Genomic DNA, 22769 nt, shown 5'->3' on the forward strand with positions numbered 1-22769 from the left:
GCATGACCTCACTCCTGCGTCGCTCGGAGCTTGCCGTGCCCGCCGCCAATGACCACATGTTCGCCAAGGCGGCCGCATCGGAGGCCGACCTGGTCTTCCTGGACCTCGAGGACGCCACCGCGCCCGCCCGCAAGGAGGAGGCCCGGGGCAAGGCCATCACGGCGCTCAACGAGCTCGACTGGGGACACACCGCACGCGCGATCCGCATCAACGGCCTGGACACCCAGTGGTGTCACGACGACATCGTCGAGGTCGTCACCGGAGCCCGGGACAACCTCGACACCATCGTCATCCCAAAAGTGCTTCGGGCGCGCGATGTTTGGTGGGTCGACGTGCTGCTCACCCAACTCGAAACCAAGCTCGGCCTGTCGCGCCGGATCCGCCTCGAGGTGCTCATCGAACAGGTCGAGGGGCTGGCCAACGCCGAGGAGATCGCCGTCGCCAGCCCGCGGCTGGACGCGCTGATCTTCGGTGTCGGCGACTTCTCGCTGTCCCAAGGCGCGCGAGTCGACACCAACTTCGATCCGCTGGGCGAATACCCCGGCGACTTCTGGGCTTATGCCCGCAACAAGGTGGTCATCGCCGCCCGCATCGCCGGCATCGACGCGATCGACGCGCCCTACCCGGACTACGGCAACCTGGCGGGCTACGAGCGCGACGCGCGACGGGCCGCGCTGATCGGCTACACCGGCAAGTGGGCGATCCACCCGAGCCAGATCGACGTCGCCAACCGGGTCTACGCGCCGACCGACGAGGAGATCGCGCTGGCCGAGCGCAACATCGCGGCCTACCGCGAGGGTGAGCGCAACGGGCTCGGCGCGGTGGGTGTCAAGGGTGTCCTGGTCGACGCGGCGCACGTCAAGATGGCGCAGGCCACCCTCGAGCGTGCAGCGCTGATCGCCAACGGGCGCTAGACCAACTCGGGTACCCGCAGATGTGCCAGCGCCAGTTCGAACTCACCGACGTCGTGCTGGTCGGCGCCCAGATCGCGGAGCCGGGCGGTCCGCAGCGACCGGGCCCGATCCTCGTTGCGCTGCATCGCCTCCAGGCTGTCGAACGTCGACGACGACACCGCCCGCCATGAGGCGCGGTCGATCATCAGGCTGGCACTGCAGAAGCCGTCGAGTTCTGCGATCGCGGGCAGCACCGACTCTCGGTAGAACTCGATCGCCCGGTCGAACTGATCGGGCCGCATCCGCAGCCACGTGGCGCGCACGCAGGCGCCGGCGCCGGAGCGGTGGTCGCGGTGCAGCACTGCGATCTCCCACTCGTCGATCGTCGGGCTGCCCCCGAACGTCTGCGCGGCCTGATCACGCACCGGGCGGGCCCGTTCGGCGCTGGCGTGCATGGCTGCTTGGTCATTCCACGCGGAGGTCGCGATGCATCGGCCCGATTGGCGGTCGACCAACAACGAGAGGCCGATGCAACCGTCGACCGCGGTCAGCGCGGGCATCACCGCGTCGCGAACGTGCGCAATTCCGGCGTCAATGGACGACGGGTGCGCGTGGATTGTCGTGGAGCGCGCGTACATCATCTAGCCCTCCTTGTCAGGAGGCAGCGCCCCGGCGGCGCCACCGGTCCTGAAGACCACCTTCCTCCGCTGGATTCGCTATGACAACGGGCAAATACGTAGGCTGGTCAGGTGGATACCGATGTGCTGGATGTCGACACCGCGCGTCGCCGCGTCGTCGATCACCGTGCCGGTGCAGGCGGGGGAGCCGCTGCTGGGCACCTGGCAGAGCGTGGTCCTGGTTGACCTGAACCGGGACAATCCGCGGCGCTCGGTGCGATTGAGCTTCGTCAGCGCCTGAACTGGCCGCACGGCAGGGCCGGTACTGTGATGCGGTCGAAACAGGCTGAAGAGGAAGCGGAGAAGTGCAGACACACGAGATCAGGAAGAGGTTCCTCGATCATTTCGTGAACGCGGGTCACGCCGAGGTGTCGAGTGCCTCGGTGATTCTCGACGACCCCAACCTGCTGTTCGTCAATGCCGGCATGGTGCAGTTCGTTCCGTACTTCCTCGGCCAGCGCACCCCGCCGTATCCGACCGCGACCAGCATCCAGAAGTGCGTCCGCACACCCGATATCGACGAGGTCGGGATCACCACGCGGCACAACACGTTCTTCCAGATGGCCGGCAACTTTTCCTTCGGCGACTACTTCAAACGCGAAGCCATCGAGCTCGCCTGGACGCTGCTGACGAACAAGGCTGAAGACGGCGGCTATGGCTTTGACCCTGGAAAGCTCTGGGCCACAGTCTATTTCGATGATGACGAAGCCATCGAGCTGTGGCGCGAGATCGCGGGCCTGCCGATCGAGCGGATCCAGCGGCGCGGTATGGCCGACAACTACTGGTCGATGGGCATCCCCGGCCCGTGCGGCCCGTCGTCGGAGATCTATTACGACCGCGGAACGGACTTCGGTGTCGAGGGTGGCCCGGAAGCCAATGAAGACCGCTACATCGAGATCTGGAATCTCGTGTTCATGCAGAACGAACGTGGCGACGGCGCCGGCAAGGACGACTTCGAGATCCTGGGTCCGTTGCCGCGCAAGAACATCGACACCGGCATGGGCGTCGAGCGAGTCGCATTCCTGCTGCAGGGCGTGCACAACGTCTACGAAACCGACCTGCTGCGTCCGGTCATCGACGTGGTGGCCAGCCGCGCACCCCGCGGCTATGACGCCGGCAACCACGAAGACGACGTGCGCTACCGCATCATCGCCGACCACAGCCGCACGGCGGCCATCCTGATCGGTGACGGCGTCAGCCCCGGCAACGACGGACGCGGCTACGTGCTGCGCCGTCTGCTCCGGCGGGTGATCCGCTCGGCCCGGCTGCTCGACATCGACGGCCCGATCGTCGGCGAATTGATGGCATGCGTCCGAGACGCGATGGGCCCGTCGTACCCTGAGCTGGTCGCGGACTTCGACCGGATCAACCGGATCGCGGTTGCCGAGGAGGCCGCGTTCAACCGGACATTGCAATCGGGTTCGCGCCTCTTCGACGAGGCGGCCGCCAACACCAGGGCATCCGGTGCCACGGTGCTGTCCGGCTCGGATGCCTTCACGCTGCACGACACCTACGGCTTCCCGATCGAGCTCACCCTCGAGATGGCCGCCGAAGCGGATCTGAAGGTCGACGAAATCGGCTTCCGCGAACTGATGGCCGAGCAGCGCCGCCGCGCGAAAGCCGATGCCGCCGCGCGCAAGCACGCGCACGCCGACCTGACGGCCTACCGTGAGCTGGTCGACGCCGGACCGACCGAATTCACCGGCTTCGACGAATTGACTTCGCAGGCAAGGATTCTGGGAATCTTTGTGGACGGCAAACGGGTGCCGGTGGTAACCCACGGAACCGAAGAGTCCTCGGGTGCCGACCGGGTGGAAATCGTGCTGGACCGCACCCCGCTCTACGCCGAGTCGGGTGGTCAGGTCGCCGACGTGGGCACCATCGGCGGCACCGGCTCCAGCGAGACCGCGCGGGCCGCTGTCACCGACGTGCAGAAGATCGCAAAAACCCTGTGGGTACATCGCGTCAACGTGGAGTCTGGGGAGTTCGTCGAGGGCGACACCGTCGTCGCCGCAGCCGATCCCGACTGGCGCAAGGGCGCCACCCAGGGGCATTCCGGAACCCACCTGGTGCATGCCGCACTTCGGCAGGTGCTGGGCCCCAACGCCGTTCAGGCCGGTTCGCTGAACCGGCCCGGCTACCTACGGTTCGACTTCAACAGCCAGGGCGCGCTGAGCCCCGAACAGCTGAGCCAGGTCGAGGAAGTGACCAACGAGGCCGTGCAGGCCGACTTCGAGGTGCACACGTTCCTGGAGCAGCTGGAGAAGGCCAAAGCGATGGGCGCGATGGCCATGTTCGGCGAGTCCTACCCCGACGAGGTGCGTGTCGTCGAGATCGGCGGACCGTTCTCGCTGGAGCTGTGCGGTGGAACCCACGTGCACAACTCGGCGCAGATCGGGCCGGTGGCCATCCTCGGCGAGTCGTCGGTGGGCTCCGGCGTGCGCCGGGTCGAGGCCTACGTCGGGCTGGAGTCGTTCAAGCATCTGGCCAAGGAGCGCGCGTTGATGGCGGGGCTGGCCTCGTCGCTCAAGGTGCCCTCCGATGAGGTGCCGGCCCGGGTGGCGAACCTGGTGGAGCGCCTGAAGGCCGCCGAAAAGGAGATCGAACGCAACCGGCTGGCGAACGCGCGGGCAGCGGCCGGAAACGCCGCCGCGGAAGCCCAGCACATCGGTAACGTCCGTTTGGTAGCGCGGCGGATGTCGGCCGGCATGACGGCTGGAGATCTGCGCTCCCTGGCGGGCGACATCCGCGGCAAGCTCGGCGACGACCCCGCAGTGGTCGCCCTGATCGCCGAGGGCCCAGCTGGTTCGACAGGCGGCTCCGTCTCCTACGCCGTCGCCGCCAACTCCGCCGCCCAGGACCTCGGCCTGCGCGCCGACGACTTGGTCAAGCAGCTCGCCGCAGGGGTCGACGGGCGCGGCGGCGGCAAGGCCGACCTCGCGCAGGGGTCCGGGAAAGACTCGTCGGGCATCGACGCCGCGCTCGAGGCGCTACGGACAGAGATCACCAGGACCAGCTGAGTGGATTCACCGCATCGCCTGCCGGACCGGCCCGGTCGTGACGATCCCGGACCTGGGCGACGGCTCGGCATTGACGTGGGCAGCGTGCGTATCGGCGTGGCGGCCAGCGACCCGGACGGGATTTTGGCCACCCCGGTCGAGACAGTGCGCCGCGACCGTTCCGCCACACACCTGCGCCGGCTCGTCGAGCTGGTCGCCGAGTATCAGGTCGTCGAGGTGATCGTCGGGCTGCCGCGGACGCTGGCCGACCGCACCGGCCCGTCCGCCCTGGACGCGATCGAGCTGGCCGGCCTGCTGGCCGACCGGATTGCGCCGGTCCCGGTGCGGATGGCCGACGAGCGGCTGACGACCGTCAGCGCCCAGCGCTCGCTGCGCCAGGCCGGTATGCGGGCCAAGGGTCAGCGTAAGGTCATCGACCAGGCGGCCGCGGTGGCAATCCTGCAGGGATGGCTCGATGAACGCCGCGCGATGCGGCCCGGGGAGGTCAACGGTGTCTGACGGCCGGGAGCGTGCCCGTCTGCGCGGCGTTCGGCCGCGCGACGAAGCCGTGCGCAGCGGGTCGCGACCGGGACCCGTGGCGGTCGGGTCGATGCGTCGCAGGAGTTCCCGCGCCGACCGGCTACGTGCCGAGCGTGAACGTCGGCGACGGCTTACCACCCGCGGAATCTTGCTGAGCCTGGCCATCGGTGTGGCCATCGCGACGATGTTTGTCGGCTCTCGGCTGTGGCACGGCGGCGGTTCACGGAACGACTTCGCCGGTGACGGCAAACGGGATCTGGTGATCGAGGTGCACGCCGGGGACTCCACCACCGCGATCGGCGAGACGCTGTACAAGCAGCATGTCGTCAAGACGGTCAAGGCGTTCCTCGGGGCCGCGGAGGGCAATCGAGCGATCTCGGCGATCCAGCCTGGTTACTACCGGCTGCGCACCGAACTGCCGGCGGCCACGGCGGTGAAACGGCTGGTCGATCCGGGCAGCCGGGTGGGTAAGCTGGTGATTCCCGAGGGTCAGCAACTCGACGACACCGCCGATGTCAAGACCAACGACACCACGCCCGGCATCTTCGCGATGATCGCCAAGGCCAGCTGCGTCGAGCTGGACGGTAACGAGCACTGCGTGTCGAACGGCGATCTGCGAGTGGCGGCCGAAAAGACCCCGGTTCCTTTGCTTTTGGTGCCTCCCTGGGCGGTGCCGTCGGTGACGGCCATGGGCAGCGACCACCGTCGGATCGAAGGCCTGATCGCCCCGGGCACCTGGAACGTCAACCCGTTGGGGTCCCCGGCGGAGATATTGTCGACGCTGATCAACTCCAGCGCAGAGCTGTACGCGAAGTCGGGTCTGCAAGGCACCGCTACCGCGATGAACATGTCGCCGTACAACGTGTTGGTGGTCGCGTCGCTGGTGCAGCGCGAAGCCAAACCGCAGGACTTCGCCAAGGTGGCGCGGGTCATCTACAACCGGCTCGCCGAGCACCGCAAGTTGGAGTTCGATTCGACGGTGAACTATCCGCTGGACCGTCGCGAGGTGGCCACCACCGACGACGACCGCGCCCAGCCGACTCCGTGGAACACCTACGCCGCCGACGGACTTCCGGTGACGCCGATCTGTTCGCCCGGCACCGACGCGCTCGAAGCGGCCGAGCATCCCGAGGACGGCGACTGGCTGTACTTCGTGACCATCGACCCGCAGGGCACCACGCTGTTCACCCGCGACTATCAACAGCATCTGGCGAACATCGAGTTGGCCAAGCGCAACGGTGTCCTCGACTCCGCGCGCTAGAAAAGCGGCGGTGCTCGGCTCGCCGATCGCCCACTCGCGCTCGCCGCAACTGCATCTGGCCGCCTACCGGGCGCTGGGGCTTGACGGCTGGACCTACGAGCGTATCGAGTGCAGCGCCGACGATTTGCCAGGCTTGGTCAGCGGATTCGGGCTCGACTGGGTTGGGGTGTCGGTGACGATGCCGGGTAAGTTCGCCGCGCTGAGATTTGCCGACGAGCACACCGACCGCGCCGAGCTGGTCGGCTCGGCGAACACGCTGCTGCGGACACCGCGCGGCTGGCGGGCCGACAACACCGACGTCGACGGCGTGATGGGGGCGCTGGGATCGGCGAGCGGCGCGGCGGTGGTCGCCGGCTCGGGCGGAACCGCTCCGGCAGCGATCGTGGCGCTGGCCGAACTGGGGGTCACCGACATCACCGTGGCGGCACGCAATCCGGACAAGGCCGCGGGGTTGGTCACGTTGGCGCGCACGGTTGGTGCCGAGGCCCGATTCTGCGACCTCAACGGTGGCTCGATCGCCGATGCGGTCGCCGCCGCCCAGGTCGTGGTCAGCACGCTGCCCGCCGATGTCGCGGCGAACTATGCGGACGACTTCGCCGCCGCGCCGGTGCTGCTGGATGCGATCTACAACCCGTGGCCGACGCCGCTGGCCGCCGCGGTGAGCGCGGCGGGCGGCCGCGTGGTCGGCGGCCTGCAGATGCTGCTGCACCAGGCGTTCGCGCAGGTCGAACAATTCACAGGCCTACCCGCTCCGCGAGCGGCGATGGAGGCCGCACTGGATTAGTCTGCCGCGCATGCTGATTGGTGTGGCACTGCTCTGGATGGCGGCGTTGATGGGCTATGACCTCCGGCAACGCCGGCTGCCGAATTGGCTGACCATTCCGGGGTTCTCGGTGATCGCGGTGGTCGCGCTCGGTTTTGGCCATGGTCGGGCAGCGCTGATCGGTGCCGCTGCGTTGGCCGCGGTGTATCTGCTGGCGCACCTGTTGGCGCCTGCGGCGATGGGTGCCGGGGATGTCAAGCTGGCGCTCGGATTGGGAGCGCTGACCGGGTGTTTTGGTGCCGACGTATGGACGCTCGCGGCGATCGGTGCGCCGGTTCTGACCGCGATGGCCGGCACCGTGGCACGGCTGGGCTGGTCGGCGAGGACGGTGCCGCACGGTCCGTCGATGTGTGTGGCGGGAGCTGCATCGGTGGCGCTGAGTCAGTTGGCTTAATCAGTGAATTGGCAGCGTTTGGCAGTGCCGATGGTGGAGTCGGCAAGTGCATCTGGCAGTTCACCGCGCTGCGGCCGTCGCACCGCGTCAGTTAAGCCGCCGCGGCGCGACCTGTCAGCGCGCTGCGCAGCCCATAACGCTTGCCGTTAATTTCGCGCGGCTCCTGCTGCGGAAACTTCTTCTCCGAGTTCGTCTCCGGCGCGTCATCGGGGGTGCCGCGCAACCAGCTGTCGGGTGCCGCGAGCTTGAAGATGGTCCAGAAGGATTGCCAATACTGGCGCAGCAGCGGCCCGGTCGTATACGGGAGGTCGTACTGCTCGCACAGCGCGCGCACCCGGACGCTGATGTCGCTATACCGGTTGCTGGGTAGATCGGGGAACAGGTGGTGTTCGATCTGGTAGCACAAGTTTCCGCTCATGAACGCCATGATCGGGCCGGCGTTGAAGTTGGCCGAGCCGAGCATCTCGCGCAGATACCATTCGCCGTGGGTTTCGTTCTCGAAGCTTTCTTTGGTGAACTTCTCCGCGCCGTCGGGAAAGTGTCCGCAGAAGATGACCATGTAAGACCAGTAGTTGCGGATCAAGTTCGCTATCGCGTTGGCCTTCAGCGTGTGCTTCCAGTTGGACCCGGCCAGGGCCGGGTAGATGATGTAGTCTTTGCCCGCCTGTTTGCCCATCTTCGTGCCCATGATGCGCAGATCTTTGCGCGCCTGCGCCCACGTCTTTTCCTTCTTCCGGATTTTGGCGGACTCGACGTGGTGCAGGGCAACACCCCATTGAAACAGCGTGCCCAACAGCATGTTGTAGATCGGATTGCCGATCATCCACGGCGCCCACGGCTCATCCCGCGTCACGCGCATGATGCCGTAGCCCACATCGGAATCCAGGCCGACCACGTTGGTGTACTTATGGTGCACGAAATTGTGCGAGTGCTTCCACTGCGATGACGGGCAGGCGGTGTCCCATTCCCACTCCGTGGAGTGGATTTCCGGGTCGTTCATCCAGTCCCATTGACCGTGAATGATGTTGTGGCCCAATTCCATATTCTCGATGATCTTGGCGCTGGCCAGGGTGGTGATGCCCGCCAGGCGGGCGATCCTGCTGCTGCTGGCGAATAAAGCCAGGCGACCGAATACCGCAAGGCCGCGCTGCAATTGGATGGCGCGACGAATGTATCGGGCGTCGCGTTCGCCGCGCGATTCCTCGACCTCGGCGCGTATCGCGTCGAGCTCGGCGGCGATCTCCTCGACGTCCTGCGGGGTGAGGTGTGCGTATGCCTTGATGTCAGTGATGGCCATTAGGGGTGATCTTCTTCTCTCACACTTTGATGGTGCAGTTGCCCGATGCGGTCGATATGCAGGTCTGTATGCGGTCGCCGGCCCCGTGCTCCTTGCCCGAACGAACGTCGCGGACGTTGCCCTCTTCCAACGGCAGCACACAGGTTTGGCAGATACCCATTCGGCAGCCGAACGGCATGAGGATTCCCTGCCTCTCGCCTGCCTCGAGAATGGTTGTAGCGCCGTCGATCTCGATTTCTTTGTCCGAGATGACAAATTTCACGGTGCCACCTTCGCCGCCTTTGTCGGTGGCGGCGATGTTGAACCGTTCCATGTGCAGCGCGTCGGCAATGTCGTTGTCCTGCCACACCTTCTCGACGGTGTCGAGCATGGCCGCGGGACCGCACGCCCACGCCGAACGATCCCGCCAGTCGGCGGCGATGTCGTCGAGTTGGTCGAAGTCGACTTTGCCGTGGGTGTCGGTGAGTTGCAGGTGGAGTCGGTAGCCCCGCTGCTCTTTTTCGATGTCGCGCAATTCTCGGGAGAAGATCACCGCGTCCTCCGACGGCGCGGTGTGCACGTGCACGATGTCGGGGAACTGACCGCGCCCCCGCAGCGATCGCAGCATGCCCATCACCGGTGTGACGCCGCTTCCCGCGGTGATGAACAAGATCGACTTCGGGGGAGGGTTCGGCAGGGCGAAGTCTCCTTTGGCCGACTGCAGGCGAACGATGGTGCCGGGCTCGACGCCGTTGACGAGGTGCGCGGACAGGAAACCTTCCGGGGTGGCCTTCACGGTGATCGAGATGTCGAGTTCGCCGCGCTCGGGAACCGAGGTCAGCGAGTAGGACCGCCAATGCCATTTACCGTCAACCCGCAGACCAATGCCGACGTATTGGCCCGGACGGTAGCTGCCGGAAAAGCCCCAGCCCGGCCGGATGACGACCGTTGCCGTGTCGTCCGTCTCCGGCGTCACCGAAACGATTTCACCGCGCAGTTCGCGGGCCGACCAGAGTGGATTGAGTAACGACAGGTAGTCGTCGGGTAGTAGCGGTGTCGTCGCTCGCGCGGCCAACCCGCGAACCGTGTTGACCCAGGACCCGGAGGCGGCATCGACATCTTTTGCCGGGGATCGGGCCCAACGCTTGAGGCTTCTCAGTGACGAGGTCATGGACCGCCTTCTTTCTCGAGGCTGCGCGAGCTGTGATCGCGGTCACGCTAAGTAATACCCTACTCGGCAGTAACCAAAACGCAGCCCTGCGCTGTGACGCTTTTTCAAGTCGAGGCGTGTCGTGGGAAGATGGGACTCGTGTTGCGATGGACTACTGCTGGTGAATCCCACGGCCGAGCGCTGGTGGCCGTGGTCGAAGGCATGGTCGCCGGGCTGACGATTACCTCCGACGACATCGCCGACCAGCTGGCCCGCCGCCGCCTCGGCTACGGCCGCGGCGCCCGGATGAAGTTCGAGCGCGACGACGTCACCGTGCTGGCCGGTGTGCGACACGGCGTCACACTCGGCGGGCCGATCGCCATCGAGATCGGCAACACCGAATGGCCGAAGTGGGAAACCGTGATGGCCCCCGACCCAGTGGACGCCGCCGATTTAGAGGTGGCGCGCAATGCGCCGCTGACCCGGCCGCGGCCCGGTCACGCCGACTACGCGGGCATGCTCAAGTACGAGTTCGACGACGCCCGCCCGGTGCTCGAGCGGGCCAGTGCCCGCGAAACCGCCGCCCGCGTCGCGGCCGGCACCGTCGCCCGCCAGTTCCTCCGGCAGGCCCTCGGCGTCGAGGTGCTCTCGCACGTCATCTCGATCGGCGCGTCCACCCCGTACGACGGCCCGCCGCCGCAGCCCAACGATTTGGCGGCGATCGACGACAGCGGGGTGCGGGCCTTCGACAAGGCTGCCGAAGCGTCGATGATCGTCGAGATCGAAGCCGCCAAAAAGGACGGCGACACCCTCGGCGGCGTGGTGGAAGCCGTCGTGACCGGGCTGCCGATCGGGTTGGGGTCGTTCACCAGCGGCGACAACCGGCTGGACAGCCAACTCGCCGCAGCCGTGATGGGCATTCAGGCGATCAAGGGCGTCGAGATCGGCGACGGCTTCGCTACGGCCCGCCGCCGCGGCAGCCGTGCACACGACGAGATGTACCCGGGTCCCGACGGCGTGATCCGCTCGACCAACCGGGCCGGCGGCCTGGAAGGTGGTATGACCAACGGCGAACCGCTGCGGGTGCGCGCCGCGATGAAGCCGATCTCCACCGTGCCGCGCGCGCTTGCCACCGTCGACATGGCCACCGGCCACGAGGCCGTCGCGATCAACCAGCGCTCCGACGTCTGCGCGGTACCGGCCGCCGGGGTCGTGGTCGAGACGATGGTCGCGCTGGTGCTCGCCCGGGCCGCGCTGGAAAAATTCGGTGGCGATTCGTTGACCGAGACCCGCCGCAACATCGAGGCCTACCGCCGTTCGGTCGCCGAGCGTGAACCGGTGACCGAAGTCCGGGCGTCCGGGTAAATGGCGCCCAAAGCCGTACTGGTGGGACTGCCGGGATCCGGTAAGTCCACCATCGGTCGACGGCTGGCCAAAGCTCTTGACGTCGCGATGCTCGACACCGACGCCGCGATCGAGGAGCAGACCGGCCGCCGCATCGCCGACATCTTCGCCACCGACGGGGAGCAGGAGTTCCGCCGGATCGAGGAAGAGGTGATCCGGGCGGCGCTGGCCTCACACGACGGGGTGTTGTCGCTGGGCGGCGGAGCCGTCACCACCGCGGGGGTGCGGGCCGCGCTGGCCGGCCATACCGTCGTGTATTTGGAAATCAATGCGGCCGAGGGGGTTCGGCGCACGGGCGGTCACACGGTACGGCCACTGCTGGCCGGACCCGACCGCGCCGAAAAATTCCGCGCGCTGATGACCCAGCGTGTGCCGCTCTACCGAAAGGTCGCCACGATTCGGGTGAACACCAACCGTCGCAACCCCGGTGCCGTGGTCCGCCACATCGTGTGCCGCCTGAACGACCCGAAACCGGGTCAGCGACGCCGGCCGCCGTGGCGCCGCTCGCCGGCTCCGGAGACGTTCAGCGTGCCCGAGCCCCGGACCGGGCCGCCACCGACGCCCGCAACCCCGGCCGCGCTGGCCGCGGCTCGTCGCGCCGAGGCGGAGAAATGACGGAATCTCGCGAACCGGTCATCGTGCGGGTGGCCGTCGACCCGCCGTACCCGGTCGTCATCGGCACCGGCCTGCTCGGGGAACTCGGCGACCTGCTCGCCGGTCGGCACCGCGTCGCGATCCTGCACCAGCCGGTGTTGACACAGACCGCCGACGCTATCCGAAACCACCTGGTCGACAAGGGTATTGACGCCCACCAGATCGAGATCCCGGACGCCGAAGCGGGCAAGGACCTGCCCGTCGTCGGCTACATCTGGGAAGTGTTGGGCCGCATTGGTATTGGCCGCAAAGACGCGTTGGTCAGCCTGGGCGGCGGCGCCGCGACCGACGTCGCCGGCTTCGCCGCGGCCACCTGGTTGCGCGGGGTTTCGATCGTGCACGTGCCGACCACGCTGCTGGCGATGGTCGACGCGGCGGTCGGCGGCAAAACCGGCATCAACACCGACGCCGGCAAGAACCTGGTCGGCGCGTTCCATCAGCCGACCGCGGTGCTGGTCGACCTCGCGACGCTGCAGACGTTGCCGCACAACGAAATCGCGGCCGGGATGGCCGAGGTCGTCAAGGCCGGATTCATCGCCGACCCGGTGATCCTGGACCTGATCGAGGCTGATCCGCAGGCCGCCCTGGACCCGTCGGCCGACGTGCTGCCGGAGCTCATCCGGCGCGCGATCGTCGTCAAGGCCGACGTCGTCGCGGCCGACGAAAAAGAATCGGAGCTCCGCGAGATCCTGAACTACGGCCACACCTTGGGTCACGCGATCGAGCGGCGGGAGCGCTATCAGTGGCGGCATGGTGCCGCGGTCTCGGTGGGCATGGTGTTCGCAGCCGAGTTGGGCCGGCTGGCCGGCCGTCTCGACGACGCCACCGCGCAGCGCCACCGCGACATCCTGACCTCGCTGGGACTGCCGACCAGCTACGACGCGGATGCGCTGCCGCAACTAGTGGAGTCGATGGCCGGTGACAAGAAGACCCGCGCGGGCGTGCTGCGGTTCGTGGTGCTCGACGGGCTGGCCAAGCCCGGCCGCTTGGAGGGTCCGGACCCGACGCTGCTGGCGGCGGCGTATGCGGAGGTGGGCACCCGGTGAGCACGGTCAACGTGATCAATGGGCCCAACCTCGGCCGGCTCGGCCGCCGCGAGACGGAGGTCTACGGTCACACCACGCACGACGACCTCGTCGCGCTGGTCGAGCGTGAGGCCGCCGAGCTGGGCCTCAAAGCCGTTGTGCGGCAGAGCGACAGCGAAGCCCAGCTGCTGGACTGGATCCACCGGGCGGCGGACGCCAAGGAACCGGTGATCCTCAATGCCGGTGGGCTGACCCACACCTCGATCGCACTGCGCGACGCCTGTGCCGAGCTGAGCGCACCCCTGGTCGAGGTGCACATCTCCAATGTCTTTGCCCGCGAAGAATTCCGGCATCACTCGTATCTGAGCCCGATCGCCAGCGGCGTCATCGTCGGATGTGGCGTGCAGGGGTATGCGCTGGCCTTGCGCTATCTGGCCGGTCTGAACGTCTAGTCGGACTGCGGCTTCTCGATGTGCTCGGTGGCCGGTTCGGCGCGCTCGTGCGCCGGAACCTCAGTCGTGTCGGCTTCGCTGGGCGCTGCGGGAGCTTCGGTCTTCTGCGCGGCTTCCTCGCTGTAGGCCGTCGGCGCTTCGTAGCCGCGTTCGGCCGTCGCCACGGCACTCGTCTGCTCCTCCGGCCATTCCTGGGCCTCGGTGGTGGGGGTCTGCTCCGACCGGACGGCGGCGAACACGTCGGTGTCGGCGCGGTCCTCATCGCCCTGGGCAGCGCCGCTCTGCGGCCGGTAGGCGCCCGTCTTGTCCACCCGCCAGCGGCCGACGGCGACACCGCCGACCGCGCTTACGAACACCACCAGGGCGGTGAATGCCGCGAACGTGGTCAACTCGTTGATCAGCCCACCGACATACAAGGCGTCGTAGAACACCGCGATCAGCCAGGTCACCGCTCCGCTGAGCACACCGGCGATCAGTCCGGCCAGCAGCCAGGTCATCGCCAGGTCGCCGCGACGGTCCGGGTCGGGGCTAGACGCGGCGTCCTCGCGGCCGTCGATGAGACCCCAGGCGAGCGCGCCCACGGTGAACAGGGCGAGCAGCACGAGGCTGATCAACGTGGCCTGCGTCTGGAACACGCTGATCAGCGCTCCCTGGAGCAGCCGAACGACGACCATCGCGCCGCCGAACACCAGGCCACGCAGCATCCAGTTAGTCATGGGGCCACAGCGTAGCGAGTACCGTTCGCTGGCGTGACCTATTCCCAGCGGCGAGCCGCTCTCGGAGCTCGACTCCGCGCGGCGGAATTGGACGCGATGCTGGTCACGGACCTGATCAACGTCCGCTACCTGTCGGGATTCACCGGGTCTAATGCGGCGTTGCTGGTGTTCGCCGACGGCGAGGACGTCGTCTTGGCCACCGACGGGCGCTACCGCACCCAGGCCGCGCGGCAGGCGCCCGACCTGGAGGTGGCGATCGAGCGGGCCGGCGGGCGGTATCTGGCCGGACGCGCGGCGGCGGTCAAGGTGCGCCGGGTCGGCTTCGAGAGCCACGTCGTCACCGTGGACGGATACGACGCGCTGGCCGCTGGGATTTCCACGGCCGGCGCCACCGAGCTTGTGCGCGCCTCGCAGACCGTGGAGGCCTTGCGCGAAGTCAAGGATGCGGGCGAAGTGGCGCTGCTGAGGTTGGCGTGCGATGCCGCCGACGCGGCTCTGACCGATCTGCTCGAGCGCGGTGGCCTGCGACCCGGCCGCACCGAACGAGAGGTGGGCCGCGAACTGGAAGCGTTGATGCTCGACCACGGCGCCGACGGCGTCTCCTTCGAGACGATCGTGGCCGGCGGGGCGAATTCGGCGATCCCGCATCATCGGCCGACCGACGCGGTGCTGGCCACCGGCGACTTCGTCAAGATCGACTTCGGCGCCCTGGTCGGCGGCTACCACTCCGACATGACCCGCACCTTCGTCCTCGGCAAGGCCGCCGACTGGCAGCTCGAGATATACCAGCTGGTCAGCACCGCGCAGCGAGCCGGACGGGAGGCGCTGCGGGCGGGCGTGTGCCTCGCCGATGTGGACGGCGCGGCCCGCGGCGTGATCGCCGACGCCGGACACGGCGAGCACTTCGGCCACGGCCTGGGCCACGGGGTAGGGCTGCAGATCCACGAAGCGCCGGGGATCGGCGCCACCGCCGCAGGAACGCTGCTGGCGAACTCGGTGGTCACCGTGGAGCCCGGCGTCTACCTGCCCGACCGCGGCGGCGTCCGCATCGAGGACACCCTGGTTGTGGCCGGCGAGGGGGAACCGGAGCTGCTCACCCGGTTTCCGCGGGAACTGACGGTGGTCGGCTAGTCAGCGGGCGTCCCGGACGCTATCAAAACGCCGCGGTCGACCATTTAGCTCTCGGCTTCGCCGCGGGTAGAGTCGCTCGCAGTCCGGTGTGCCGACACCACCACCAATCGCCTGTAGGAGATTCACCGACCGTGCCAAGCACTGCCGATTTCAAAAATGGACTTGTCCTGGTGATCGACGGCCAGCTGTGGCAGATCACCGACTTCCAGCACGTCAAACCCGGCAAGGGCCCGGCGTTCGTGCGCACCAAGCTGAAGAACGTGCTCTCCGGCAAGGTCGTCGACAAGACCTACAACGCCGGGGTGAAGGTCGAGACCGCCACGGTCGACCGGCGCGACGCCACCTTCCTCTACCGTGACGGCACCGACTTCGTGTTCATGGACAGCCAGGACTACGAGCAGCACCCGCTGCCGGAGTCGCTGGTCGGCGACAACGCCCGCTTCCTGCTGGAGGGCCTGCCGGTGCAGGTGGCGTTCCACAACGGCGCACCCCTGTATCTAGAACTGCCGGTGACCGTCGAACTCGTCGTCACCCACACCGAGCCGGGCCTGCAGGGCGATCGCTCCAGCGCGGGCACCAAGCCGGCCACGGTGGAGACCGGCGCCGAGCTTCAGGTTCCGCTGTTCATCAACACCGGCGACAAGCTCAAGGTCGACTCCCGTGACGGCAGCTACCTGGGACGTGTCAACGCGTGAGCCGGCCCCGTCCTGCGCGCACCGTTAAAGGACGGCATCAGGCACGTAAGCGCGCCGTCGACTTGTTGTTCGAAGCCGAGGCCCGCGGATTGACCCCGGCTGAGGCGGCCGACGCCCGCACCGCGCTCGCGGCGGCCAATGATGACGTGGCGCCGCCGCATCCGTACACGGTGACCGTGGCGCACGGCGTCACCGAGCACAGTGCTCACATAGACGACCTGATTTCCTCGCATCTGCAGGGCTGGACGCTGGAACGGCTGCCGGCCGTCGACCGCGCGATCCTGCGGGTCGCGGTCTTCGAGCTGCTACACGCCGACGACGTGCCGGCGCCGGTCGCCGTCGACGAGGCCGTCGAGCTGGCCAAGGACTTGTCCACCGACGATTCACCGGGCTTCGTCAACGGGGTGCTGGGCCAGGTGATGCTGGTGACTCCGCAGATCCGGGCCGCCGCGCAGGCAGTACGCGACGCCGCCGACTCATGACCCGGCTGGAGTTGCGCGTCCTGATCGCCGGCATCCTGGCGGCGACGGTCATTCTGGGCGCTGTTCTGTGCGCGGCCTACGGGCAGGCCGTGATCGCGGCGGCGCTGGCGATCTACGCGCTCGGCGTCGGCGCGTGGCTGTATCACTCGGTCGAGCGTCTGGTCCTGGCCCGCCGCATCGAGACGGTTCGCGCGGCCGCCACCCCGTTCCGCCCGTTGCTGCCGGTGATGGCGGCGATCATGGCGTTGACGCAAGCTGTCGTTCGGTCGCTGTCCGATGTCACCGAGGTCGCGCCGGCCCGGCGCTGGATTCCGATCACCCGCGGTCGAAAAGCCGACGACGACGAATGGGACGGTTGAGCACTTAAAACGGCCCCACCCACGTTACCGGAAGGACACACTGGCGAAATGGACCGAGAAGGCAGGCACCCGAGGCGGCTGCATGTGTCCGCGATTGCGGCGGTGGCCAACCCGTCGTACTCGCGCATCGACACCTGGAACCTGCTGGACGACGCGTGCCATCAATTGGCCGTCGTCGACCGGGCCGGGATGGACACCAGCCACGAAGCCGCCCGGGTGCGGCGACTGCTCAACCGGTTGCGCGCCTATGAGCGCTACTGGATCTACCCGGGCCCGGAGAATTTGGCGAACTACCGCGGCCATCTCGACCACCTCGCGACGGTCAGTCTGGCCGAACAGGTGTCGCTGGCCGTCCGGTTGCTCTCCGAATATGGAGACCGTGCGGCGCTGTTCGACACGTCCTCACCCCTGGCCGACCAGGAGTTGGTGGCGCGCGCCAAGGAGCAGCAGTTCTACACCGTGCTGCTCGCCGACGACGCGCCGGCCAACGCGCCGGAAGGGCTGGCGGAGAGCCTGCGCGCGATCCGCGACGTCAGCGACGACGTGCAGTTCGAATTGCTGGTGGTCTCCAGCGTCGAGGACGCCATCACCGCGGTCGCGTTGAACGGGGAGATCCAGGCCGCGATCATCCGGCACGACATCCCGCTGCGCTCCCGCGACCGGGTGCCGCTGATGACCACACTGCTCGGCGCGAACGACGAGGTGGTGGCGACCGATCGCACCCATGACTGGGTGGAGTGCGGCGAGTGGATCCGCGAGCTTCGGCCGCACATCGACCTCTATCTGCTCACCGACGAGTCGATCGCCGCCGAGGCCGAGGCCGAGGACCAGCCCGACGTCTACGACCGCACCTTCTATCGGCTCAACGACGTCACCGATCTACACAGCACGGTGCTGGCCGGTATCAGAAACCGTTACGCCACACCATTTTTCGATGCGTTACGGGCCTACGCGGCCCGGCCGGCCGGCCAATTCCACGCGCTTCCGGTCGCGCGCGGCGCCAGCATCTTCAACTCCAAAACGCTGCGCGACATGGGGGAGTTCTACGGCCGCAACATCTTCATGGCCGAAACCTCGACCACCTCGGGCGGACTGGACTCGCTGCTGGACCCGCACGGCAACATCAAAAAAGCGATGGACAAGGCCGCGCACACCTGGAACTCCGACCACAGCTATTTCGTCACCAACGGAACCTCGACCGCGAACAAGATCGTCGTACAGTCGCTGACCCGGCCGGGCGACATCGTGCTGATCGACCGCAACTGCCACAAGTCGCACCACTACGGCTTGGTGCTGGCCGGCGCCTATCCGCTGTACCTGGATGCCTACGAGCTGCAACCCTTCGCGATCTACGGCGCGGTGTCGTTGCAGACCATCAAGAAGGCGCTGCTCGACCTCGAGGCCGCCGGGCAGTTGAGCAAAGTGCGCATGCTGCTGCTGACCAACTGCACCTTCGACGGCGTCGTCTACAACCCGCGGCGGGTGATGGAAGAGGTGCTGGCGATCAAGCCGGACATCTGCTTCCTGTGGGACGAGGCGTGGTATGCGTTCGCCACCGCGGTGCCGTGGGCCCGCCAACGCACCGCGATGGTGGCCGCCGAACGGCTCGAATCGATGCTGTCGTCGCCGGACTATGCCCAGGAGTACCTGCAGTGGCGGGAGTCGATGAAAGACGTGCCGCGCAGCCAGTGGGGTGAGCACCGGTTGCTTCCCGACCCCAGCACGGCGCGGGTGCGAGTCTACGCCACGCACTCGACGCACAAGTCGCTGTCGGCGCTGCGGCAGGCGTCGATGATCCACATCCGTGACCAGGATTTCAATTCGCAGTCCCGCGACGCGTTCGGTGAGGCGTTTCTGACCCACACCTCGACGTCACCCAACCAGCAACTGCTGGCCTCGCTGGATTTGGCCCGGCGTCAGGTCGACATCGAGGGCTTCCAGATGGTGCGCCACGTCTACGACATGGCGTTGGTCTTCCGGCACCGCGTCCGCAAAGACCGGTTGATCAGCAAGTGGTTCCGCATCCTCGACGAATCCGATCTGGTGCCCGACGAATTCCGGCTGTCGGCGGTCAACTCCTACCGGCAGGTGCGCCAGGGTGCGCTGGCGGATTGGAACGAGGCGTGGCGGTCCGACCAGTTCGTGCTCGACCCGACGCGGGTGACCCTGTTCATCGGCAAGACTGGCATGAACGGCTACGACTTCCGCGAGAAAGTCCTGATGGAGCGGTTCGGCATCCAGATCAACAAGACGTCGATCAACAGCGTGCTGCTGATTTTCACCATCGGGGTGACCTGGTCGAGCGTGCACTATCTGCTCGACGTGCTGCGCCGGGTCGCCACCGACTTCGACCGCACCGAAGCCGCGGCCAGCCGCGACTACCGCGCCCTGCACCGGCGCCGGGTCGAGGAGATCACCGAGGATCTGCCGGCGCTGCCGGACTTCAGTGAATTCGACGGCACCTTCAAGCCCGACGAGGCCAGCTCATTCGGTGACATGCGGTCGGCGTTCTACGCGGGCTACGAGGACGCCGACCGCGAACACGTCATGATCGGGGATGCGGGCCGGCGGCTCGCCGACGGAAAGTCTTTGGTGTCAACCGGATTCGTGGTTCCTTATCCGCCGGGCTTCCCGGTGCTGGTGCCGGGACAGCTGGTTTCCAAGCAGATCCTGTATTTCCTCGCCCAACTCGACATCAAGGAGATCCACGGCTACAACCCGGACCTGGGGTTGTCGGTGTTCACCGAGGACGCGCTCAAACGGATCAACGCGGCGCGGGACGCCATTGCACGTGCGAGGACCAATGGGCAGGCCGCGCAGGCGGCCGAGGCGGCGATCCCGCACTGAACGTGAAATGAGCCATTACAGATTCAGTGCCCGATAAGTGCGGTGCACGAATTTCGGCTGTACCGCTTGGATTTTCGCTCGCGAGGTATTGCCGGCGATCGCGGCGGCATCGGCCGACAACGCCGGCATGTTCTGGATCAGGTAGAGCAGAATGAGGTCCGCGGCCGGATCGGCCTGCCACCACGTTCCATATGCGCCCGGCCAACTGAACGTGCCGAGGCCTCCCGGCCCGAACAGGGGTGTCGACTTCGCCGGGTCGGTGACCACCGACAGGTTGAGCCCGAACCCGCGCCCGATCCAGAACGGCGAGCCGAGGAAGTTGTGTCGCTTCTGTTCGTCGGTCAGTCGGTCGGTGCGCATCAACCGCGCCGACTCCGGCGAGAGCACCCGAACGCCGTCCAAAGTTCCTTCGCGCAAGAGCATTTCGATGAATCGCAAGTAGTCGTCCGCGGTCGACCACAATCCGCCGCCGGCGTTGCTGAACGCAGGTGGCGTGACGGGCGGCGGACCCATCACGTCGTGCCGAAGTTGATCCTGCTCGTCGAGCCGGTACATGGTCGCTGCACGTCGGCGACCCTCGAGGGTGACGTGGAAGCCGGTGTCAATCATGCCCAGCGGCCGCAGGATTCGCTCGTCGAGCACCTGGTGGAACGGCTTGCCCTCGACGCGGGAGACCAGCACGCCGACCACGTCGGTGGAATGGCCGTAGGTCAGTCGCTCGCCGGGTTGATGGACCAGCGGCAATTCGGCGAGCGCGGCCAGCCACGCATCGGGGCCGCTCCCGAACGGCAGGCGGACGTAGGACCGCGAGATCGGACCGCCGACCGAAAATCCGTAACCCAGGCCGCTGGTGTGGGTGAACAGATCCTGGACCAGAATTGCGCGTCCGGCCGGTTGGGTGCGATCCAACGGTCCGGTCGGGTCGTCGAGCACCCGCACATCGGCGAATTCGGGCAACCAGCGCACGATCGGGTCGCCCAGCGTGAGCTTGCCCTCGTCGACCAGGCTCATCGCGGCGGCCACGGTGACCGGCTTGGTCATCGAGGCGATACGGAACAGTGTGTCGCGCTGCATGGGCAATCGGGCATCGACGTCGCGGTAACCGATCTCGTTGACCTGCAGCACCTTTCCGTGCTGCCAGACCAGTGTCACCGCGCCGGCGAGCAAGCCGGCGTCGCAGGCTTCGCGGATGGAGGCCTGATTGCCCTCGAGGTTCACTCGATTCAGGTTAGTGGGCGGGTGTCGCCGAGATTCATCGGACTGTGATGTCCCGCCAGAGCGCGACACCCTCGACCAACTCCGGGGGTCGGCCGAAGAGGTCGGTGAAGAACGCGATCATCGGCTGCCAGTGCTGTGCCGGCCCGACGATCACATGGCGCACGTCGGCGGCCCTGAGGTCGGCGGCAATCTGCGCGCGAATATCGCCCCGCGCCACCAACCAGGAGCCGCGCTGTTGGATCATGAACATTGTGTAGGTGAGCTGCGATTGCGTTGGCCCGGAATAGGTTCCGCCGTTCGGCTGAGGCAGATATGCGTAGGCCTCTGGCATCCGCAGGCGGTAGCCGGACTCGGCGGCCCACACCATCGGAGCGGCCTCGCTACCGTTGACGAAATACGGAGAAACCAGCACTGTTTCGTCGGATCCGATGTGCTGGCTCGACCAGTTGTGGAAGAACGCCGGCGTCGTGAACGGCGCTCGGGGCAGCGGCGCGGGAAGCAGCAGTACCAAGGACATGCCCACAGCCGACAACCATCTCGCGGCCGGTCGCGGGGGAAGTCGGGTCGATCGCGCGACAACGACCGCCACCGTAACCGCCACCGCCAGCCACACGAAAACCGTGAAACGGCCTGGCAGAACATGCTTCAGCAGCGGCAGCTTCGCCAGTGCCAGCCACGGCAGCGGGATGCGCAGTGCCTCGTTGCCGATGTGCAGCCACGGTCCGAGCGACAGGACGAGGATCACCGCGCCCGTGCTGACGGCGACCCGGATCCGCACATCGTTCCACAGCCGGATGGTCGCAACAACGAGCAGGATGACCAGCGGCACCCCCAGATACGCCGTCGCCTCGTGATAGAAACCGCTGAACTCGTGTGACAACCGCGTCGCCGCTCCGGGCGCGATCAGCTGGTAGGGCGTCGGGACGACGAGGTTCAGTAGGTCGGTGGAGAAAGTCGTCGGATCCTGCACCTGGGCGTTGACGCGTTGCGGCCCGAAGAACTGCACGGCCAACGGCCAGGCCGCGAGCAGCAGGAAGGTCGGGGTGGCGACGGCAAGCGCGGGTAGCAGCCGGGCGCGGACCTTTTTGTGGTGTGCCAACGCCGTGACGCTGACCACGACACCGGTCGCGATGACGCTGGTAGCCAGCAGTTCCTCGCTGATCAGCAGTTGAGCAACGCCGAGGACTCCGAGGGCGAGACCCGATTGCCACGGCGGTCGACGGCACGTCGCCAGCAGGTCGTCGATCACCAGCAGCAGCAGTGGCGGGACCCAGACCGTGGCCAGGTTCAGATGTAGGGCCGCATGCGAGACGACGTAGGGCGAGAAGGCGTACACCGCACCACCGACGACCGGGCCCGGTCCGTCGCCGGTCCAGCGGCGTATGGCCAGCCACGCGGTGAATCCGCTCAGCGATATGCCCAGCACCACAAGGACGTTGAAGGCGAGCAGCGGTCCACCGATTTTCGCCGGGAGCCAGCCGAGGATTCCCAGCAAGGGCATCGACGGATTCCACATCAGATTGACGCCGGAGGGCGCGTTGAGCTGGGTCGTGAAGAACGGATCGAGGCCGTGTGCCAGGGCGTGTGGCGTCCAGCCCAGGTACCAGATCGCCTGCTCCTGGTCGCAACAGCTACCGGCCCAGCCCGATGTCGGGCCGCGCCAGGCCCGGATGGTGACGGCCACCGCCCCGAGCAGATAGACGACGAATACTGTGAGCGCACCGGTCCAGTGCCAGGGCCTGCGTTCGGGCACCCAAGCTCCTCCGCTGGGAA

At 67.2% G+C, this 22769-nt stretch carries 19 protein-coding genes and 3 pseudogenes; 16 read left to right on the plus strand and 6 right to left on the minus strand.

The window, feature by feature from the left end:
* The first annotated feature begins 2 nt into the window (after nt 1-2).
* Nucleotides 3-914: a CoA ester lyase gene (locus ABDV69_RS06415; RefSeq protein ID WP_343572677.1), complete on the plus strand. Its 912-nt coding sequence runs from the start codon at nt 3-5 to the stop codon at nt 912-914.
* Here the strand turns inward: ABDV69_RS06415 and ABDV69_RS06420 are convergent.
* The gene (locus ABDV69_RS06420) at nt 911-1531 is read right to left on the minus strand and encodes an antibiotic biosynthesis monooxygenase (RefSeq protein ID WP_343572726.1); all 621 of its coding nucleotides are present in this window, start codon (nt 1529-1531) and stop codon (nt 911-913) included. The two genes, ABDV69_RS06415 and ABDV69_RS06420, sit on opposite strands and share 4 nt — an antisense overlap.
* A gap of 151 nt (nt 1532-1682) precedes the next feature.
* Between ABDV69_RS06420 and ABDV69_RS06425 the strand changes: the two are divergent.
* From ABDV69_RS06425 to ABDV69_RS06450, 6 genes and pseudogenes are all read left to right on the plus strand, one after another.
* A pseudogene (locus tag ABDV69_RS06425) lies at nt 1683-1811 on the plus strand (YjbQ family protein); the annotation flags it as partial.
* Between the two features lie 64 nt (nt 1812-1875).
* Nucleotides 1876-4590 carry an alanine--tRNA ligase gene (gene alaS, locus ABDV69_RS06430; RefSeq protein ID WP_343572678.1) on the plus strand — a complete coding sequence of 905 codons (2715 nt, stop codon included), beginning with the start codon at nt 1876-1878 and terminating at the stop codon, nt 4588-4590.
* Nucleotides 4591-5088: a Holliday junction resolvase RuvX gene (gene ruvX, locus ABDV69_RS06435; protein WP_343572680.1), complete on the plus strand. Its 498-nt coding sequence runs from the start codon at nt 4591-4593 to the stop codon at nt 5086-5088.
* Nucleotides 5089-5179: 91 nt separating this feature from the next.
* Nucleotides 5180-6370 (plus strand): endolytic transglycosylase MltG, encoded by a 1191-nt coding sequence (locus ABDV69_RS06440; protein WP_343572728.1) that lies wholly within the window; start codon nt 5180-5182, stop codon nt 6368-6370.
* On the plus strand, nt 6348-7154 hold the full coding sequence (locus ABDV69_RS06445; RefSeq protein ID WP_343572681.1) for a shikimate dehydrogenase: 807 nt from the start codon (nt 6348-6350) through the stop codon (nt 7152-7154). The genes ABDV69_RS06440 and ABDV69_RS06445 overlap by 23 nt, the downstream gene beginning before the upstream one ends.
* Before the next feature lie 10 nt (nt 7155-7164).
* Complete coding sequence (locus ABDV69_RS06450; RefSeq protein WP_343572683.1) at nt 7165-7587, plus strand: A24 family peptidase; 423 nt, start codon at nt 7165-7167, stop codon at nt 7585-7587.
* A 91-nt stretch (nt 7588-7678) separates the two neighbouring features.
* Here ABDV69_RS06450 and ABDV69_RS06455 read toward each other — a convergent pair whose 3' ends face one another.
* Nucleotides 7679-8884, minus strand: a complete 1206-nt coding sequence (locus ABDV69_RS06455) for a fatty acid desaturase (RefSeq protein ID WP_343572684.1) — start codon at nt 8882-8884, stop codon at nt 7679-7681.
* A 19-nt stretch (nt 8885-8903) separates the two neighbouring features.
* Nucleotides 8904-10034, minus strand: coding sequence for a ferredoxin reductase (locus ABDV69_RS06460; RefSeq protein WP_343572686.1), 1131 nt, complete (start codon nt 10032-10034; stop codon nt 8904-8906).
* A gap of 138 nt (nt 10035-10172) precedes the next feature.
* Here ABDV69_RS06460 and aroC point away from each other — a divergent pair, with 138 nt between their 5' ends.
* The 4 genes and pseudogenes from aroC (at nt 10173) to aroQ (ending at nt 13548) form a co-directional block, all read left to right on the plus strand.
* Nucleotides 10173-11378: a chorismate synthase gene (gene aroC, locus ABDV69_RS06465; RefSeq protein WP_343572730.1), complete on the plus strand. Its 1206-nt coding sequence runs from the start codon at nt 10173-10175 to the stop codon at nt 11376-11378.
* A pseudogene (locus ABDV69_RS06470) lies at nt 11379-11876 on the plus strand (shikimate kinase); the annotation flags it as partial.
* 152 nt (nt 11877-12028) lie between these two features.
* Nucleotides 12029-13117, plus strand: a complete 1089-nt coding sequence (gene aroB, locus ABDV69_RS06475; RefSeq protein ID WP_343572687.1) for a 3-dehydroquinate synthase — start codon at nt 12029-12031, stop codon at nt 13115-13117.
* Nucleotides 13114-13548: a type II 3-dehydroquinate dehydratase gene (aroQ, locus tag ABDV69_RS06480; protein WP_343572689.1), complete on the plus strand. Its 435-nt coding sequence runs from the start codon at nt 13114-13116 to the stop codon at nt 13546-13548. Before aroB ends, aroQ begins: the two co-directional genes overlap by 4 nt.
* On the opposite strand, the gene ABDV69_RS06485 is transcribed toward aroQ, so the two are convergent.
* Nucleotides 13545-14264, minus strand: a complete 720-nt coding sequence (locus ABDV69_RS06485) for a B-4DMT family transporter (protein WP_343572691.1) — start codon at nt 14262-14264, stop codon at nt 13545-13547. The two genes, aroQ and ABDV69_RS06485, sit on opposite strands and share 4 nt — an antisense overlap.
* A gap of 33 nt (nt 14265-14297) precedes the next feature.
* Between ABDV69_RS06485 and ABDV69_RS06490 the strand changes: the two genes are divergently transcribed.
* The 5 genes and pseudogenes from ABDV69_RS06490 to ABDV69_RS06510 form a co-directional block, all read left to right on the plus strand.
* Nucleotides 14298-15395, plus strand: a complete 1098-nt coding sequence (locus ABDV69_RS06490) for a Xaa-Pro peptidase family protein (protein ID WP_343572692.1) — start codon at nt 14298-14300, stop codon at nt 15393-15395.
* Between the two features lie 131 nt (nt 15396-15526).
* Complete coding sequence (gene efp, locus ABDV69_RS06495) at nt 15527-16090, plus strand: elongation factor P (RefSeq protein ID WP_343572693.1); 564 nt, start codon at nt 15527-15529, stop codon at nt 16088-16090.
* Complete coding sequence (gene nusB / locus ABDV69_RS06500) at nt 16087-16572, plus strand: transcription antitermination factor NusB (protein ID WP_343572694.1); 486 nt, start codon at nt 16087-16089, stop codon at nt 16570-16572. The genes efp and nusB overlap by 4 nt, the downstream gene beginning before the upstream one ends.
* The gene (locus tag ABDV69_RS06505) at nt 16569-16931 is read left to right on the plus strand and encodes an antitermination protein NusB (RefSeq protein ID WP_343572695.1); all 363 of its coding nucleotides are present in this window, start codon (nt 16569-16571) and stop codon (nt 16929-16931) included. The genes nusB and ABDV69_RS06505 overlap by 4 nt, the downstream gene beginning before the upstream one ends.
* A 48-nt stretch (nt 16932-16979) precedes the next feature.
* Nucleotides 16980-19721: pseudogene (locus ABDV69_RS06510) on the plus strand (aminotransferase class I/II-fold pyridoxal phosphate-dependent enzyme); the annotation flags it as partial.
* Between the two features lie 72 nt (nt 19722-19793).
* On the opposite strand, the gene ABDV69_RS06515 reads toward ABDV69_RS06510, so the two are convergent.
* Nucleotides 19794-20996, minus strand: coding sequence for a serine hydrolase domain-containing protein (locus ABDV69_RS06515; RefSeq protein ID WP_343572697.1), 1203 nt, complete (start codon nt 20994-20996; stop codon nt 19794-19796).
* Nucleotides 20997-21030: 34 nt separating this feature from the next.
* Nucleotides 21031-22749 (minus strand): hypothetical protein, encoded by a 1719-nt coding sequence (locus tag ABDV69_RS06520; protein ID WP_343572699.1) that lies wholly within the window; start codon nt 22747-22749, stop codon nt 21031-21033.
* Nucleotides 22750-22769: the final 20 nt, after the last annotated feature.

The organism is Mycobacterium sp. (genome assembly GCF_039583785.1).
Taxonomy (GTDB): Bacteria; Actinomycetota; Actinomycetes; order Mycobacteriales; family Mycobacteriaceae; genus Mycobacterium.